Here is a 15,220-nt window from a genome sequence, read left to right as displayed (position 1 = left end):
TTTGACATTTTTTTATTTTAAATGTTTATTAGATTAACTATAAAGTAGGAATTTTTATGAGTGATGAACAACCAAAAATATCGTTTATAGAGAAAAATCCAAGAACTTGCCCAGTATGTAATTCTGAGTTCTATCATGAGATGCTTCTTACAGGCGGAGGAAGATTAATAGCAGGTAAGTTGAGAGATGATTTAAGAAGAACTTATGAAAAAAGTAAAAAATATGGTGTGGTTTATCCATTGATATATGTAGTTGTAGTTTGTCCTAATTGTTTATATGCCGCTTTTCAAGAGGATTTTCAATTAATAGATCATAAGAAAAAAGAGGAAGCAGCAGATGGGGCAAAATTAAGAGCTAAATACATGCATGAATTTTTTGGTAATGATATAGATTTTAAAAGGCATAGAACATTGATGGAAGGTGCAGCAAGCTATTTTCTAGCTTTAGATGGTTATCGTTATCATGGTAAAGATACTGCTCCTACTTTAAAGAAAGCGTTATGTGCTTTAAGACTTAGTTGGACGCTTGAGGATTTAGCAAATGTTTATCCTAATGAAAATTATGATAGATTAATACCATTCTTCCAATATAAAGCCAGTGAACTATATTCAGCTTCTATAGAATGTATGCAAAATGGTAAAGAAAATTTTGAAAAGATTAAATCATTTGGACCTGATATAGATAACAATTTTGGTTATGAAGGTATGTTATATATGGCAGCTTTGCTTGGTATGGATGCTTCAAAATTTATTCCGGATCCTAAAGTAAAAGCTGAAACATTGGTACAGGCTAAAAGAAAAATAAGTAAAATATTTGGTTCTGGTAAAAGCAGCAAATCAAAACCTTCTGCTTTATTAGAAAAAATTAAAGAATTACATAATGCTATAACCGATGAATTAAATGAACTTAATCAAGAATATGGTATAGATGTGAATTAATGAAAAAATTAAATAGCTATTTATTAAAAGAGTTCCTATCTTTTTTCTTTGGATCTTTGTTATTGTTTGTTGTGCTTGTTACTATAGCAGATTTAAGCGGCAGGCTATCTTTTTATACTCAGCATCCAGAGTTTCTTAATTATTTCATTGTCTATCACCTAGCTAGGGCACCGCATAATACTTATTATATATTCCCTGTTGCTTTAATGTTTTCATCAACCTATGTTTTAGGAACATTTGTTAAAAATAAAGAGATGCTTGCTATAGAAAATTCAGGTATTAGTTTATTTCAATTTTCAAAACCTATGTTTCTAATAGTTATTTTATTATGTCTTTTATTAGTATTATTTTGGGAATTTGTAGCAGCACCTTTAAATAAAGTATCATTTGCTGCTAATGATGCTATGCGTGGTAATAAAAAAGCTTCTAAAAGTGGTCCATGGCAGCTTTTTGGCGGAAATAACTACTTATATTTTATAGAAACTTATTTCTACAAAGAACAATACATGACAAATACTATAATATTAAATATGAATGAAGACGGATCAATTAAATTTAGAATATCTAGTCCTTATATACAATGGAATGATAATGATAAAAAATGGTATGTGCAAAATGGTATATTGACTACATTTAGTGATAATAAAGAAATAGGTATTCAAATACTTAATAATTATCAATTAGATGTTTTGGAAAGACCTGAACATTTTTATGGAAGACCTCCATTAGATTCTATGAGTTTGAGTGAAGAGGCTCATATTATAAAACTTCAAAAAGAAGTTAATATGAATACTTCAAAATTAGAGACAGATTTGCATTACAGAATATCATATTGTTTTTCCGGATTTATTATTGTATTACTTGCTTCATTATTTTCTAAATTTTCAACCCAAAGTGTATTAGTTGTAAGTTTAGTTATGGTTATAATAGTTGCATTGCTTTATTATTCTATTCTTATGGTATTTAGATCTATGGGTGAGGCAGGTAATATGAATCCTTTTATTGCAGCATGGATGCCAAATATCATATTTGCAATACTTTGTATATTGGCATTTAAGAAATTCCATTAATTAATTTAATAAATTGTGTAAATATTAATTTAATTCTTTTTCCATTATGACAGCATTAAATTGATTATCATAGTATTTTTTTCTGACGGCTATTTTTTTAAATCCATTATTAAGATAAAAATCTTTAGCTTTTGTATTATTTTCATGTAAATCTAATTTAATGCTGCTTACATTATTATTCTTTGCATCTTTAAATAAGTATGATAATAACTTTTTTCCGTATCCTTTATCATTTGGATAAGTAGCTATGAATATTATATCTGCATCTGGAGATAATAAAAAATATATTAAAAATCCAACTATTATATTTTCATTTTTGATTATTATAACTTTATGATATTCATCTTCTATGTACTGTTTTATATAATCTTTAGATAAATGTATATATTCGCTTTTTGAAGCTATAAAGAGAATAGAATCTATTATATTATTATCAATGCTATTTACTATTTCTATATTTTCCATAATAAATTTAAAAAATAAAATGAATAAGAAAGCATAATACTTATCTTATTCATTTTATAAATTGATATGTTATATTTATTATAATTTACTATTTATTTCATTGAATAATTCTTGTTTTTTATTTTTCACATATTCAATTATTTCTTCAACTTTAATTTCAATGCTTTCAGATGAACTTCTAAGTTTGAATTCAACTACTCCACGCTGAAGAGATTTTTTACCAACCATTATTCTCATAGGTATTCCTATTAAATCACAGTCATTAAGTTTAACACCTAATCTTTCTTTTCTGTCATCAAACATAGTTTCTACACCTAAAGAATTGAGAGCATTATATATTTCTTCTGCTTTTTGGAATGATTCTTCTCCTTCTTTATCAATAGCTACAACTATAGCCTCATAAGGAGCAACACTTATAGGGAATATTATACCTTTATCATCATAGTTTTGTTCTATAACAGAAGCTAAAGCTCTATTAACTCCAATACCATAACAACCCATTATAGGAGTTATTTCTTTATTATTTTCATCTAATACTTTGAAATTAAATGCTTCGGTATATTTATCACCAAGTTTGAAAATATGTCCTAACTCTAAACCTTTTTTCTGATACAATTTTTCTCCGCATTGAGGACATTTATCTCCTTCTTTAGCTACTCTGAAATCACCCCATACATCAATATTAAAATCTCTTGTTATATTAACATTTTTGATATGAGTATCATCTTTATTTCCGCCTACTATTGCATCAGCTACTGATTTAATAGAGTTATCAGCAAATATTCTTATTTTCTTCTTTAATCCTATAGGAGAAGCAAAACCTACCCTAGCACCTGTAACTTCTTTTACAGTTTCTTCATCAGCAAGTTCTAAATCAAGTCCGCCTAATGCATTAGATAATTTAGTTTCATTAATTTCTAAATCTCCTCTTATAGCTACCAATATAACTTCGCCTTCTTCAGTTTTGTATATTATACTTTTTATAAAATTGTCTGAAGTTGTATTAAAGAATTTTTCTAAATCATTAATTGTTTTTATATCAGGAGTATGAACTTCTTCTAATGCTTTATCTGTGTAAGCTTTAGCAGCTTCATCTTCTTTTACATTAGCTTTTTCAACATTAGCTCTGTAATTACATTTAGAACAGAAAATAATAGTTTCCTCACCTACTTCGCTCAAAACCATAAATTCTTCGCTGCCTTCACCGCCCATTGCACCGCTGTCAGCTTTTACACTAACTGTATCAAGTCCCATTCTTTTGAATATTCTCGTATATGCTCCGCTCATATCATTATAAGTTTTATCAAGACATTCTTTAGTAATATGAAATGAATAAGCATCTTTCATTGTAAATTCTTTAGAACGTATAACTCCGAATCTAGGACGTATTTCATCTCTGAATTTAGTATGTATTTGATATAAAGTTAATGGAAAATCTTTATATGATTGTATTTCATTTTGTGCTGTTATAGTGAAAGCTTCTTCATGAGTAGGTCCCATTGCCATATCAACATCATTTCTGTCTTTTAATCTGAATAATTCTTTTTTGAATCTTTCCCATCTTCCTGAAGGAGTCAATAATTCCTTTGAAACAAGTATGGGCATTATGCATTCATTAGAACCTATAGCATCCATTTCTTCACGTATAATATTAGATATTTTGTTTAATACTCTAACCCCAAGAGGTAAATAAGAATAAAGTCCATTAGATATTTTTCTTGCAAGTGCAGCTCTCAACATCAATTTATTTGAAGCTATTATAGCATCGCTAGGAGCTTCTTTTAAAGTAGGCATAAATAGTTTCGATAAACGCATAATATTTCCTTAAAATATTTTTTAATAATGATATATTATAAAGTAAAAATTATCAATTACAACAAATTTTTATTTTATTTATTAATCATAGAATCTATTATCCATCTAGTTTCTTTTCTGATTTCACTGTCCATATTGATAATATTATCAACAGAAAGAGGTATATTTATTTTTCTGTCGCATACTTTTGTTACAATGTCAAATATATCAGTAAAACCTATTTTCTTTTCTAAGAATGAATACACGCATATTTCATTAGCTGCATTCAAAACACAAGGATAAAGTCCTCCTTTCTTTCCGCATTCATAAGCTAATTTTAACATTACGAATTTATCAAAATCCATCTTATAAAAATTGATTTCAGAATGTTCATACAATTTTAGTTTTTCAAAAGGAGTATTTCTTATTTCAGGATAAGTTAATGCATGCTGTATAGGAAGACGCATATCATTTTTACCAATTTGGGCATATATTTCGCCATCAACAAATTCTACCATAGAATGTATTAAACTTTGAGGGTGAATTATAGTTTCTATTTTATCATAATCTAAATTAAATAAATGATGTGCTTCTATAACTTCAAAGCCTTTATTCATCATAGTTGCACTATCAATAGTTATTTTACTTCCCATAGCCCAAGTTGGGTGTTTTAAAGCCATTTCAACAGTGACATTTTTTAATTCTTCTTTAGGCGTTCTAAAGAAAGGTCCGCCTGAAGCTGTTATTATTACTTTAGATAATGATTCCTTTTTAAAATGATTGAGTATTTGGAATATTGCAGAATGTTCACTGTCTATAGGTATCAATTTGGCATTATGTTTTATTAATAATTCATTAATTATATCTCCGCCTACAACTAATGTTTCTTTATTTGCTAATGCTGCAGTTTTGCCTTTTTTTATAGCTTCTATTGTAGGTAGAAATCCTGCATATCCTGTAAGGGCATTTACCAATATATCAAAATCTGTATTTTTAACAAAATCAGCAATGCTTCCATCATAAATATTTATATTATCTGTACAATCATAATCTTTAAAAATATTAGCAGCACTTTTATCCGATATGTTAACAGTTTTAGGTTTAAACTCTATACATAAAGTTCTTAATACATCTATTTTACTATTTGTAGACATTCCTACTATTTCAAAATCATTGCAAAACTCTCTAACAACTGAACAAGTGTTAGTACCAATAGAGCCAGTAGCTCCCAACAAAAGAATTCTTTTTTTCATATATAAACCAACTTTATTATAATTTTTTGTACTTATAATAAGGTGATTTTTTAATTATTTCAATTTGTTTAGGTTAAAAAATATATAATAATGAAAATAAAAAATATTTCTTTACAAATCGTACATTTATAAATTTTATAATAGTATTTATAAAATTAAAAAAATTATTTTTATATATTTATAAATTAACCGATAATGTTTCAGAATAAGTATAACTAAACATAACTATTGAAATTTATCATTAATTATATATAATACTTATTCAAATTAATTTAAAATTTTATAAAAAATGGATTATTATTAGATGTCAAATAAAAAGTTTAATTTAAGAATTCTTACAATCGCTTCTTGGGTATTATTATTTTTTGCTTGGATTTTCTTTTATGCTGTTACTCAAACACCGACAACCGTGTTTTGGGTAGTTTTAGCAATATCTTCTATTATAACTCTTATTACTTTAATAGTAGATAGGAAACATATTATATCTCTATTAAAGATGCGTTTTGTACATAAGGCTTTTTTTGGAATATTATCTTTAATAATAATTTTGGCAATACTTGTTGGTTTGTACATTATAAGTATAAACTTCCCAATGAGATTCGATTTAACTCAAAATAAATCGTATACAGTTTCACAGCAAACTATGGACGTTTTATCAAGAATAGACAGTCCTCTTTCTATTGTTGTGTTAAGATCTCCAAGTACAGATCCTACTTCACCAGATTGGAGAGCTGATTTATTATTAGAACAATATAAAAGAATAAATAAACATATCACAGTTGAATATATAAACCCTATAGAAAAACCTTCTGCTAAAAGTAAATATCAAATGACACAAGTTGGAGAAATAGTATTTACTTATGGTCAGAGCAAACAAGTTAGAGTTTATAGAAAAGATTTAACTACTCAGTCAAAAGTTACTTCAGATCCATTGTTTGTAGGTGAAGAAAAATTCACTCAGGCAATATATACATTATTGGATAATGAATCTTATGTAATATATTTTACTGTTGGACATGGTGAAAGACAGATACAGGACAGAGGCGGAGAAGGTTTATCTTATGTTAAAACTTATTTAGAAAATGAAAACTATAAAGTTAGAGAATTAAATATAATACTTGAAAATATTCCAACAGATGCCGCTTTGATTGTTATAGCAGCACCAGTTGAAACTTTCAGTGATTTTGAAATAGAGAAATTAAATAACTATGTAAAAACAGGCGGTAAATTACTTGTTTTATATGATAGTTTTATGGATAGAAGTAAATTTAATTCTAATTTAGGTAACTTCCTATCAGATTGGGGATTCAAAACTAAAAACGATTATATAATAGATTCAGCTTCAAGTGTAGTTATACCGGTTAACGTTGTTCCTCAATACACTTCTCACCCAATAACACAAACACTTAAAGAAGGAAATGTATTTGCTTGTTTAGTTGTTGCTAGAAGTATATTAAGCGGTGAAAATCAATATAACGGCAGCTTTGAAAATATAATTACAACAAGCCCTAGAGGTTATGGAAAAGAAGAAGCTACATTCGATTTATCAAGAGCTAGATTCAATCCTAAAACTGATATAATGGGACCTGTACCTTTGGCTATTGCTGGTACTTATGAAATAGAAGGAAGAAAAGCTCCTGCAAGAATAGTTGTATTTGGTGATGCTACTTTTGCTTTGAATGCTTATATTAATCCTGAGCAAGGTCAGTCTGTAGATGTGGCTTTTGCTGGAAACAAAGATTTATTTATGAATACTGTTGCTTATCTTTTAGAAGCTAGACAAAAAATTACTATAAGACCTAAAGAAGCTAGTATTAAAAATCTTACTCTTACAACTACTGAAACTAATTTCATAAGATACGTTGCTCAAATAGGTTTGCCTTGTTTATTTGGTATACTTGGCATATTAATATGGTTCTTAAGAAGAAGATAATTGATATAAATAACATAAAAGGCATGCAGTTAATATAATATGGATAATATAAAAAAATTATATAAAAGATATTCATATTATATTAATTATGCATTATTGGTATTTATAAATGGTATATCCAGCGTTTTAAATTATGTTTCTTCCATTTATGTAAATAGAAGTTTATCAATAGAAGATTTCGCACATTATAATGGTATAATCAATATATATTCTATTATTGTTTTAACTGTTTCTAGTTTTAGTTATTATATAATGCATCATTATAGAAATGAAGAAGACGGTAAAACTTATTGGTCTTACGGTTATTTTATGGCTTTTGTAATAACTATACTTTATATATTTTCTATACCATTGATGGATATATTTTTCAATATCAAAAATTATACTGCTCTTTTTATAATATCTATTGGTATATTTGCCACTATTTTAGGTATAGTATCTCAATCAATATTAAAAATTAATAATTATATAGCTTATGATTATATTGCAAGTTTAATAGCAATATTCATAGCTAAAATAATATTGCTTGCATATTTCATTATAACAGGATTAACATTAGAAAGAGCTGTTATATCTGTATCTTTATTTTGTATTTTATATTTGATTATTAATTTAATAGAATTAAAAAAACTTAAACTACCCTACTATATTAAAATTAATGAAATAAAAACTCATTTTTCAATTACAAACTTATCAAGATTTTTAATATATTTAATAAATATTGTTATTATAAATTTTATATTTAATTGGATATCATTAAGCGATGTACTTATGGCTAATAGGTATTTGGATAAAACAAGTGCAGGATACTACTCTACTATATCATTAGTAATAAAAATGTTTTTCTATATAGGAACTCCTATAGCTTCAGTAATGTTTTCTTATATTTTAATAGCAAAAAAAGATAAGAAAAATAAAGAAAATAAAATACTTTATTATTCTATTGCACTTTTTGTATTTGCTTCATTTTGTTTATCAGTATTTTTAATTGTATTTGCTAAACAAATTGTGTTGATACAATTTACAAATAGATATGAAGCTATTATTCCATTAATTCCTCAAGCAGTAATTTTTGGGTTCTCTTTAGGCTTTACAGTGCTTACATTTAATTATGGTCTTGCTTATAAATTGTTTGCACCATTCTATGGATATTTAGTTATATTTTCTTATGTTTATTTTTCATTAAGAAATGGACTTAGAACTTTTGAAAATTTCATGTTTGTAATGAAAGTATTTTTTATAGCATTACTTATATATAATATTCTAATCATAATAATACATAGAATAATTTTAAATAGTAAAGAAAATAAAAAATAATTTTTTATTATTCAGCACCTTTTTCAATAAGCATTTGAACTATTTTAGTATTATTATTTCTTTTTGCATAATATAAAGCAGTACGTCCATATCTATCTTTTATATTAACATTGGCTCCTGAATTTATTAATACTTCTGCTTTGGGTGTATTATCATTAAAAATAGCCAATATTAAAGCTGTAATATTTTCTAAATACATATTTTCCATATAAGATTTAAAATCTGCTTGAGCATCAATATTAACTCCAACTTCTATTAATTTTTTAGCTATTTCAGGATTTGTAGTAAGCATTAAGAAAGTGACGTTTTTCACATCCATATATCCCGTTTTTACTGTTATTTTAACATGAATCTCAGCCTTGGAATCTATAAGTATTTTACTCATTTCATCATTATCATGCAAAAGTGAATATGCTAATGCTGTAAGTCCTAAATTATCCTGCAAATCAAGATCAGCTCCGCTTTTTATAAGTATTTTAGCTATTTCATTTTGTTTATGCAAAATAGATAAAATTAAAAAAGTTAAACCTCTGTCATTTTTTGCATTTATATTTACTTTTTTATGGTTTATATAATTTAAAACTTCTTCTTTATTTCCATTTACTATGTATGATAAAAATTCTTACTCGGTTACATTATAAGAATAAAGGGAAGTAAAACTAAAAAATAGAATCATTAATATAACTTTTTTCATAGTCATGCCTTAATAAAAAACATATATATATTTAAATATATACAAATGTAAGTATTTTTTCAATATATTATTTAAATTAATTTTCATATTATTAAAAAATAATTACTTATGTTTTAATAATAAATTTTATACTTATAGGAAATACATTAATATTAAAAAATATTTTTGTAATATTAAAATATTTTTTAATGTTTCATTTTTATTATTTAAATATACAAAGAAAATACTAAAAAATTTATTTATAGTAACTTTTTATTATTTAGCACCTTTTTCAATAAGCAGCTGCTCTATTTCGCTATTATTTCTGTATCTTGCATAATCTAGTGCTGTGTTTCCGTCTTTATCTTTTGCATTAATATCAGCTCCGGCTTCTATTAATAATTTTGCTAATTCTGGATTATAATCAAAAATTACCCACATTAAAGGAGTAATATTTTCTAATTGTATATCTCGTTCATCATCTTTTATAGATAATCTAGTATTAACTTTAGCACCAGCTTTTATTAATAACTCAGCTATTTCTATATCTACATTAAATGTCAAAGGAGTAAAGTCTTTTAAATATAATCCATCTGTCTTAAATGTGATTTTTGTATTTACATCAGATTTTTTTTCTATAAGCATTTTTGATAAATCTGTTTTCTCACGTTGTATAGCATGTATTAAAGCTGTAAATCCAGAATTGTCTTTTATATTAACATTAGCACCTTTTTTTATTAGTATCTCTGCTATTTCATATTGCTCATAAAGAATAGATAAGATTAAAGGTGTAGCACCGCTTTCTTTCTCTTTTTTATTGAGATCAGCACCTTTTTCTATTAACAGCTTTGCAATTTCATCTTGCTTATAAATAATAGATAACATCAAAGGTGTAGCACCGTCCATAATATCTAAATTTATATTTGCTTTTTTATTATTTAAAAAATTTAAAACTTCTTCTTTATTACCATTTGCTATATATGATACAAATTCTTTTTCATCTTTACTAAGCTCTGGATACAAAGCATTAAAACTAAATAAAGTATACAATACTGCCATTAATACAATTTTTTTCATATAAACCTCTTTTAAATATTCTATACAAAATATATACTAATTACATTGTTTTGTCAATTATATACTTTATATGGGTATATGATTTTATAATTATTAAATTTAATTACTTAAACTATTTTTGTATATTAGTAATTTGTACATTTAACTTTTATAGTTATTATAACTTTTAAATCAATAAACAATTAAGTGAAAACTTTAATTTTAAATGACTTACGAATAAAAAAAACTCTATCAGCTTTAGCTTATAGAGTTTTTAAAACTATATATTTTTTATTATTTAGCACCTTTGGTTATAAGTAACTGCTCTATTTTACTATTGTTTTTTTCTTTCGCATAATCTAATGCTGTTTTTCCGTTTTTATCTTTAGCATTGATATCAGCACCGGATTCTATCAATAACTTAGCTATTTCAGAATTATCAGTAAAAATAAACCATATTAAAGGTGTAATATTTTCTAATTTTATATTTTTTCCAGCATGTTGAAAAGAGAATTTAATATTAACATCTGCACCAGCATTTATTAATGATTGAGCTACTTCTTTATTTTCATTAAGTATTAAAGGAGTAACGTTTTTCATATATACTCCATTCTCATTTAATGATACTTTTGTATTTACATCAGCTTTTTTTTCTATAAGTATTTTTGATATTTCTGTTCTATTATACATTATAGAATATATTAAAGCGGTGAATCCTGACTTGTCTTTGATATTAGGATCTGCACCTTTCTCTATAAGTAGCTTTGATATTTCATCTTGCTTAAAAATAATAGAAAATATTAATGGTGTCGTACTATTTTCTATTCTAGCATTTATATTAATTTTCTTATTGTCTATAAAATTTGAAACTTCTTCAATATTACCAGATGCTATATACGATAAAAACAGTGCTTCATTTTCAGATTTTACTGGATATAAAGCGTTAAAACTAAATAAAGTATACAATACCGCCATTAATACAATTTTTTTCATATAAACCTCTTTTAAAAAAATATTCTATAATAAAATATATTATTTTCTCAATTTTATATTTATTAGTTATTATTTAGACAATACAGAATTTACATTTAATTACTGTATTGCCTATAAATTATTTACACTATTGAATTATATAACAACTAATAAAAATTATTTATGAACTTTTTAAAGTGATAAATAAATAGTTGATAACTTTAGTTGTCAGCTAGCTATCTTTCAGCAAGTTTATCGCTATAAATAATAATGGATTATTAATTAGCACCTTTTGCTATAAGTAACTGCTCTATTTTAGTATTGTTTTTCTCTTTTGCATAATCTAATGTTGTGTTTCCTCTTTTATCTTTAGCATTGATATCAGCTCCAGCTTCTATCAATAACTGAGCTATTTCAGTATTATCATTCACAATAAACCACATTAAAGGTGTAGCATTTTCTAATTTTATATCTTGTCCAGCATATTTTGCAGTAAATTTTATATTAATATCAGCACCAGCATTTATTAACGATTGAGCTATTTCTTTATTTTCATTAAGTAATAAAGGAGTAAAATTTTTCATATATATTCCATTTTCATTTAATGAAAGCTTTATATTTACATCAGCTTTTTTTTCTATAAGCATTTTTGATACTTCTGTTCTATTTTTCATTATAGAATGTATTAAAGCTGTAAATCCTGATTTGTCTTTGATATTAAGATTTGCACCTTTTTCTATAAGCATTTTTGCTATTTCGTCTTGCTTATAAACAATAGATAATATTAATGGTGTCATACCATCATCTAATTTGGCATTTATATTGATTTTTTTATCATCTATATAATTTGAAACTTCTTCAATATTACCAGATCCTATATACAAAAAGAACCGTGCTTCTGTTTCCTCGTTTGCCGGATACAAAGCATTAAAACTAAATAAAGTATACAATACTGCCATTAATACAATTTTTTTCATATAAACCTCTTTTTAAAAATATTTTATAAAATGTATATATTAATTGTATTATTTTGTCAATATGAATATTTTATGATCGATAATAAAATTCTGTATTATATATATTAATATTATAATATTGTGAATTATCATGTTATTAATATATGTTTTTAGGTGAATATAGTAGAATAATTAATGAAAAATAAATATTTTTTACATAATTATAATGTTATTAATAAAATAAAAGCTGATAACTAAATAATCAGTCATCAGCTTTTTTATAAAGTTTATAGAAAGAAATAATTTTTTATTATGATTTCTTTCTTTTTAAGTCAATTTGTCTTTGAATTTCTTTTAAATTTTTTACATAAATTGTATTAGTTTTAATATCAATTTTACCTGTTTTTACCAAGTTATTCAATACTTTTTGAACATCAACTACTTTAACACCGCACCAATTTGCAATATCATTTATAGTAGCATTTAATTCCTGAGGTTCATAATAATGATCTCTAGGAATGTTTTGAAGTTCAGCAAGTAAAAGCAAACAGTCATAAACTCTTAAATCTGTTTCATTTAATTGTAGTATTAAAAGTCTTCTTTTGGCATCGAATATTCTTTTAGCGAACATTTTTGAAAGTTTAAGAGCCATTGCTGTATTGTTTGCTAATATATTTTGGAAATTTTCTTTTCTTAATTCTAATAAAACAGTAGGTTCATTAGCTATTGCAGATGCACTTCTAGTAGTGTCTTCAAGTATAGCCATTTCACCAAAAAAATCACCTGGATAAACTATGTCTAATAATTTTTCAACATCTTTAATAACTTTAGTAATCTTTACAGAACCGCTTTGAACCATGTAGAATTTATCGCCTTTTTCATATTCCAAGAATATAACATCATCAGTATTGTATTTTTTTGTATGAGAAGATAAATTATTATCCATATCAATTTTCCTTAATTAAAATTATAACCTAGAAGCATTAGCATAAGCCTCTTTAGAGAAATTATCCATAGGAGGCATTGAAATAACTTTTTGATAATATGCTTTGGCTTTAGTTTTGTCGCCTTTAGCTTCGCAAGTTTTAGCTAAAAAGAGTATAGCTTCTTTTACATTTGCAGATTTAGGATATTTTTTTACAGCAGAAAGAAGCACTGTAGAAGCATTATCATATTTATTTATATTGTAATAACATTTTCCCATATAGAAAATAGCATTCTCAGCTACAAGAGCATTTGTACTCTTTAATAAACTATTAAATATTTTGATAGAATTAATATAATCATTATTATTATATAATTCTACTGCTTTATTATAATTTGGATCATTAATAGTAACATTCTGAGATTTTGCATCAGGTTTAGCACTTGATGAAATAGGTGCAGAAGTAGGAGGAGCTATATCGCTGTCATCAGTTATATCTAATTCTTCCTTACATTCCTCTATTTTCTCTTTAGCAGTATTATAGAATGATGAATCCTCATCAGCATATTGTATGTATCTTTTATAGGCATATAAAGCATTTCTATATTTCTTATTTTTGAAATAAAACTCTCCAATACTATACAAACCTTCTAAAGTATCAATAGTACCCTCACTTATATCATTTTCAACTAATTCTCTAACTCTCTTATTTATTCTTCTAAGCTGAGTAGAAAAAACTTTCAACATTTTTATAATGATAGGTTTATTCTTTTCAATCAGACTTTCAAATTCTTCATAAGTAATAATAATAACAACACAATCTGTCAAACATTGAACAGTATCTTCTTGCGGATATGTTCCCAGTATACTTTTTACACCAAAAAACTCACCTATATTGATAAGCTCTCTAGTTTCATAGCCTGTTTCTTCTGACAAAAATATGCTTTGAGCCTGACCTTGTTTTAATATGTAAACTCTATCAGAAGTATCACCAGTAAAGTATACTATAGAGCCTGCTTTATATACTCTTGTTTGCATTTAATTTGTCCTCAATTAATATTTATTCTAATTAATATATTTTAGAATAAAAGAGATGTTTTTTCACCTTAACTTTTATTCTATCACTTATAATACTTTTTTCAAGTTATTTTTTCTATTTTCTTGTTTTATTTATCATATCTACTGTTTCTATGTCAAGTTTTGTTCCCCTTGTTTTTAGATCATCAATTATAATTTTTATTTCATCATCAGGCATATTTTGACCAAATTTTGCTTTTGCTGTGATGTTTTTTATATTTATAATACCTATTAACATGTTATTTTGGGCATAGTCAAACATTTTATCGTCTATTGATAAATTATTATTATTTGGTTCATATTTCTTTACCAATTCATACAAAATACTCCTTCTTTCTTCTGTATCTTGTATGGTTTCAAATTTACCTTCAATAAATACAGAAAAGAAAAATTGAGTAGGTATCATTTTATTGTTCATAAATGTAGATGGTATATATGAATATACTTTTGAAGCTGTGAAAGAAATATTAGGATTATTTTTTAAAATTTCGTATTTTCTTCCAGACATAGCACCATGAAAATATATTTTATTATCTTTGTAGCAAAAACTAATTGGTACAGCATAAGGTATAGTATCTGGTAAAGCCATAACACCAAATTCTATATTATTCAGCATGTTTTCTATTTCATTCATATTTTCAAATATAAAATCTTTCCTTCTCATTCCATTTCCCCTATTTATATTTAACATACAGTAATAAAAAATAATATATATTATATAACGGTTTATTGTATTTTTTCTTTAATTATATTATTATAGTTATTGGTCGTAATATAACATATTTGGAGAT

General features: G+C 25.4%; 14 protein-coding genes. 4 read left to right on the top strand and 10 right to left on the bottom strand.

Going from position 1 to position 15,220, the window contains the following annotated elements:
* Nucleotides 1–56 precede the first annotated feature (56 nt).
* A complete protein-coding gene (locus Q0K52_RS00185) occupies nt 57–938 on the top strand; it encodes a DUF2225 domain-containing protein (RefSeq protein WP_297295235.1) in 882 nt (293 codons plus the stop codon).
* Nucleotides 938–2,008: an LptF/LptG family permease gene (locus Q0K52_RS00180; RefSeq protein WP_297295233.1), complete on the top strand. Its 1,071-nt coding sequence runs from the start codon at nt 938–940 to the stop codon at nt 2,006–2,008. Before Q0K52_RS00185 ends, Q0K52_RS00180 begins: the two co-directional genes overlap by 1 nt.
* 24 nt (nt 2,009–2,032) lie before the next feature.
* Here the strand turns inward: Q0K52_RS00180 and Q0K52_RS00175 are convergent, their stop codons facing one another.
* The 3 genes from Q0K52_RS00175 to dxr all read right to left on the bottom strand — a co-directional run bounded on the left by Q0K52_RS00175 (nt 2,033) and on the right by dxr (nt 5,520).
* A complete protein-coding gene (locus tag Q0K52_RS00175; RefSeq protein ID WP_297295231.1) occupies nt 2,033–2,473 on the bottom strand; it encodes an N-acetyltransferase in 441 nt (146 codons plus the stop codon).
* 78 nt (nt 2,474–2,551) lie between these two features.
* A complete protein-coding gene (locus Q0K52_RS00170) occupies nt 2,552–4,288 on the bottom strand; it encodes a proline--tRNA ligase (protein ID WP_297295229.1) in 1,737 nt (578 codons plus the stop codon).
* Nucleotides 4,289–4,362: 74 nt separating this feature from the next.
* Nucleotides 4,363–5,520, bottom strand: a complete 1,158-nt coding sequence (gene dxr / locus Q0K52_RS00165) for a 1-deoxy-D-xylulose-5-phosphate reductoisomerase (protein ID WP_297295227.1) — start codon at nt 5,518–5,520, stop codon at nt 4,363–4,365.
* Between the two features lie 304 nt (nt 5,521–5,824).
* Between dxr and Q0K52_RS00160 the strand changes: the two genes are divergently transcribed.
* Both Q0K52_RS00160 and Q0K52_RS00155 read left to right on the top strand, forming a co-directional pair.
* Nucleotides 5,825–7,453: a GldG family protein gene (locus Q0K52_RS00160; RefSeq protein WP_297295225.1), complete on the top strand. Its 1,629-nt coding sequence runs from the start codon at nt 5,825–5,827 to the stop codon at nt 7,451–7,453.
* A gap of 39 nt (nt 7,454–7,492) precedes the next feature.
* Entirely contained in the window at nt 7,493–8,770 is a 1,278-nt protein-coding gene (locus tag Q0K52_RS00155) for an oligosaccharide flippase family protein (RefSeq protein WP_297295223.1), read from the top strand.
* 7 nt (nt 8,771–8,777) lie between these two features.
* Here Q0K52_RS00155 and Q0K52_RS00150 read toward each other — a convergent pair whose 3' ends face one another.
* From Q0K52_RS00150 to Q0K52_RS00120, 7 genes are all read right to left on the bottom strand, one after another.
* A complete protein-coding gene (locus tag Q0K52_RS00150) occupies nt 8,778–9,377 on the bottom strand; it encodes an ankyrin repeat domain-containing protein (protein WP_297295355.1) in 600 nt (199 codons plus the stop codon).
* A gap of 342 nt (nt 9,378–9,719) precedes the next feature.
* A complete protein-coding gene (locus Q0K52_RS00145) occupies nt 9,720–10,520 on the bottom strand; it encodes an ankyrin repeat domain-containing protein (RefSeq protein WP_297295221.1) in 801 nt (266 codons plus the stop codon).
* 273 nt (nt 10,521–10,793) lie between these two features.
* A complete protein-coding gene (locus Q0K52_RS00140) occupies nt 10,794–11,492 on the bottom strand; it encodes an ankyrin repeat domain-containing protein (protein ID WP_297295219.1) in 699 nt (232 codons plus the stop codon).
* A gap of 257 nt (nt 11,493–11,749) precedes the next feature.
* Nucleotides 11,750–12,448: an ankyrin repeat domain-containing protein gene (locus Q0K52_RS00135; protein ID WP_297295217.1), complete on the bottom strand. Its 699-nt coding sequence runs from the start codon at nt 12,446–12,448 to the stop codon at nt 11,750–11,752.
* Nucleotides 12,449–12,737: 289 nt separating this feature from the next.
* Nucleotides 12,738–13,373: a Crp/Fnr family transcriptional regulator gene (locus Q0K52_RS00130; protein WP_297295215.1), complete on the bottom strand. Its 636-nt coding sequence runs from the start codon at nt 13,371–13,373 to the stop codon at nt 12,738–12,740.
* Nucleotides 13,374–13,394: 21 nt separating this feature from the next.
* The gene (locus Q0K52_RS00125; protein WP_297295213.1) at nt 13,395–14,390 is read right to left on the bottom strand and encodes a cyclic nucleotide-binding domain-containing protein; all 996 of its coding nucleotides are present in this window, start codon (nt 14,388–14,390) and stop codon (nt 13,395–13,397) included.
* 115 nt (nt 14,391–14,505) lie between these two features.
* The gene (locus tag Q0K52_RS00120) at nt 14,506–15,093 is read right to left on the bottom strand and encodes a pyridoxamine 5'-phosphate oxidase family protein (RefSeq protein WP_297295212.1); all 588 of its coding nucleotides are present in this window, start codon (nt 15,091–15,093) and stop codon (nt 14,506–14,508) included.
* Nucleotides 15,094–15,220: the final 127 nt, after the last annotated feature.

The sequence above is a fragment of the uncultured Brachyspira sp. genome, assembly GCF_944390845.1.
GTDB lineage: Bacteria > Spirochaetota > Brachyspiria > Brachyspirales > Brachyspiraceae > Brachyspira > Brachyspira pulli.
The sequence above is the reverse complement of the archived record's forward strand: the minus strand, read 5'-3'. Positions and strand labels throughout refer to the sequence as shown.

What these genes read in the sequence shown, in the direction of transcription:
- Q0K52_RS00185 (WP_297295235.1), top strand. Translation starts at nt 57, where the DNA reads ATGAGTGATGAACAACCAAAAATATCGTTTATAGAGAAAAATCCAAGA.
- Q0K52_RS00180 (WP_297295233.1), top strand. Translation starts at nt 938, where the DNA reads ATGAAAAAATTAAATAGCTATTTATTAAAAGAGTTCCTATCTTTTTTC.
- Q0K52_RS00175 (WP_297295231.1), bottom strand. Translation starts at nt 2,473, where the DNA reads ATGGAAAATATAGAAATAGTAAATAGCATTGATAATAATATAATAGAT.
- Q0K52_RS00170 (WP_297295229.1), bottom strand. Translation starts at nt 4,288, where the DNA reads ATGCGTTTATCGAAACTATTTATGCCTACTTTAAAAGAAGCTCCTAGC.
- dxr (WP_297295227.1), bottom strand. Translation starts at nt 5,520, where the DNA reads ATGAAAAAAAGAATTCTTTTGTTGGGAGCTACTGGCTCTATTGGTACT.
- Q0K52_RS00160 (WP_297295225.1), top strand. Translation starts at nt 5,825, where the DNA reads ATGTCAAATAAAAAGTTTAATTTAAGAATTCTTACAATCGCTTCTTGG.
- Q0K52_RS00155 (WP_297295223.1), top strand. Translation starts at nt 7,493, where the DNA reads ATGGATAATATAAAAAAATTATATAAAAGATATTCATATTATATTAAT.
- Q0K52_RS00145 (WP_297295221.1), bottom strand. Translation starts at nt 10,520, where the DNA reads ATGAAAAAAATTGTATTAATGGCAGTATTGTATACTTTATTTAGTTTT.
- Q0K52_RS00140 (WP_297295219.1), bottom strand. Translation starts at nt 11,492, where the DNA reads ATGAAAAAAATTGTATTAATGGCGGTATTGTATACTTTATTTAGTTTT.
- Q0K52_RS00135 (WP_297295217.1), bottom strand. Translation starts at nt 12,448, where the DNA reads ATGAAAAAAATTGTATTAATGGCAGTATTGTATACTTTATTTAGTTTT.
- Q0K52_RS00130 (WP_297295215.1), bottom strand. Translation starts at nt 13,373, where the DNA reads ATGGATAATAATTTATCTTCTCATACAAAAAAATACAATACTGATGAT.
- Q0K52_RS00125 (WP_297295213.1), bottom strand. Translation starts at nt 14,390, where the DNA reads ATGCAAACAAGAGTATATAAAGCAGGCTCTATAGTATACTTTACTGGT.
- Q0K52_RS00120 (WP_297295212.1), bottom strand. Translation starts at nt 15,093, where the DNA reads ATGAGAAGGAAAGATTTTATATTTGAAAATATGAATGAAATAGAAAAC.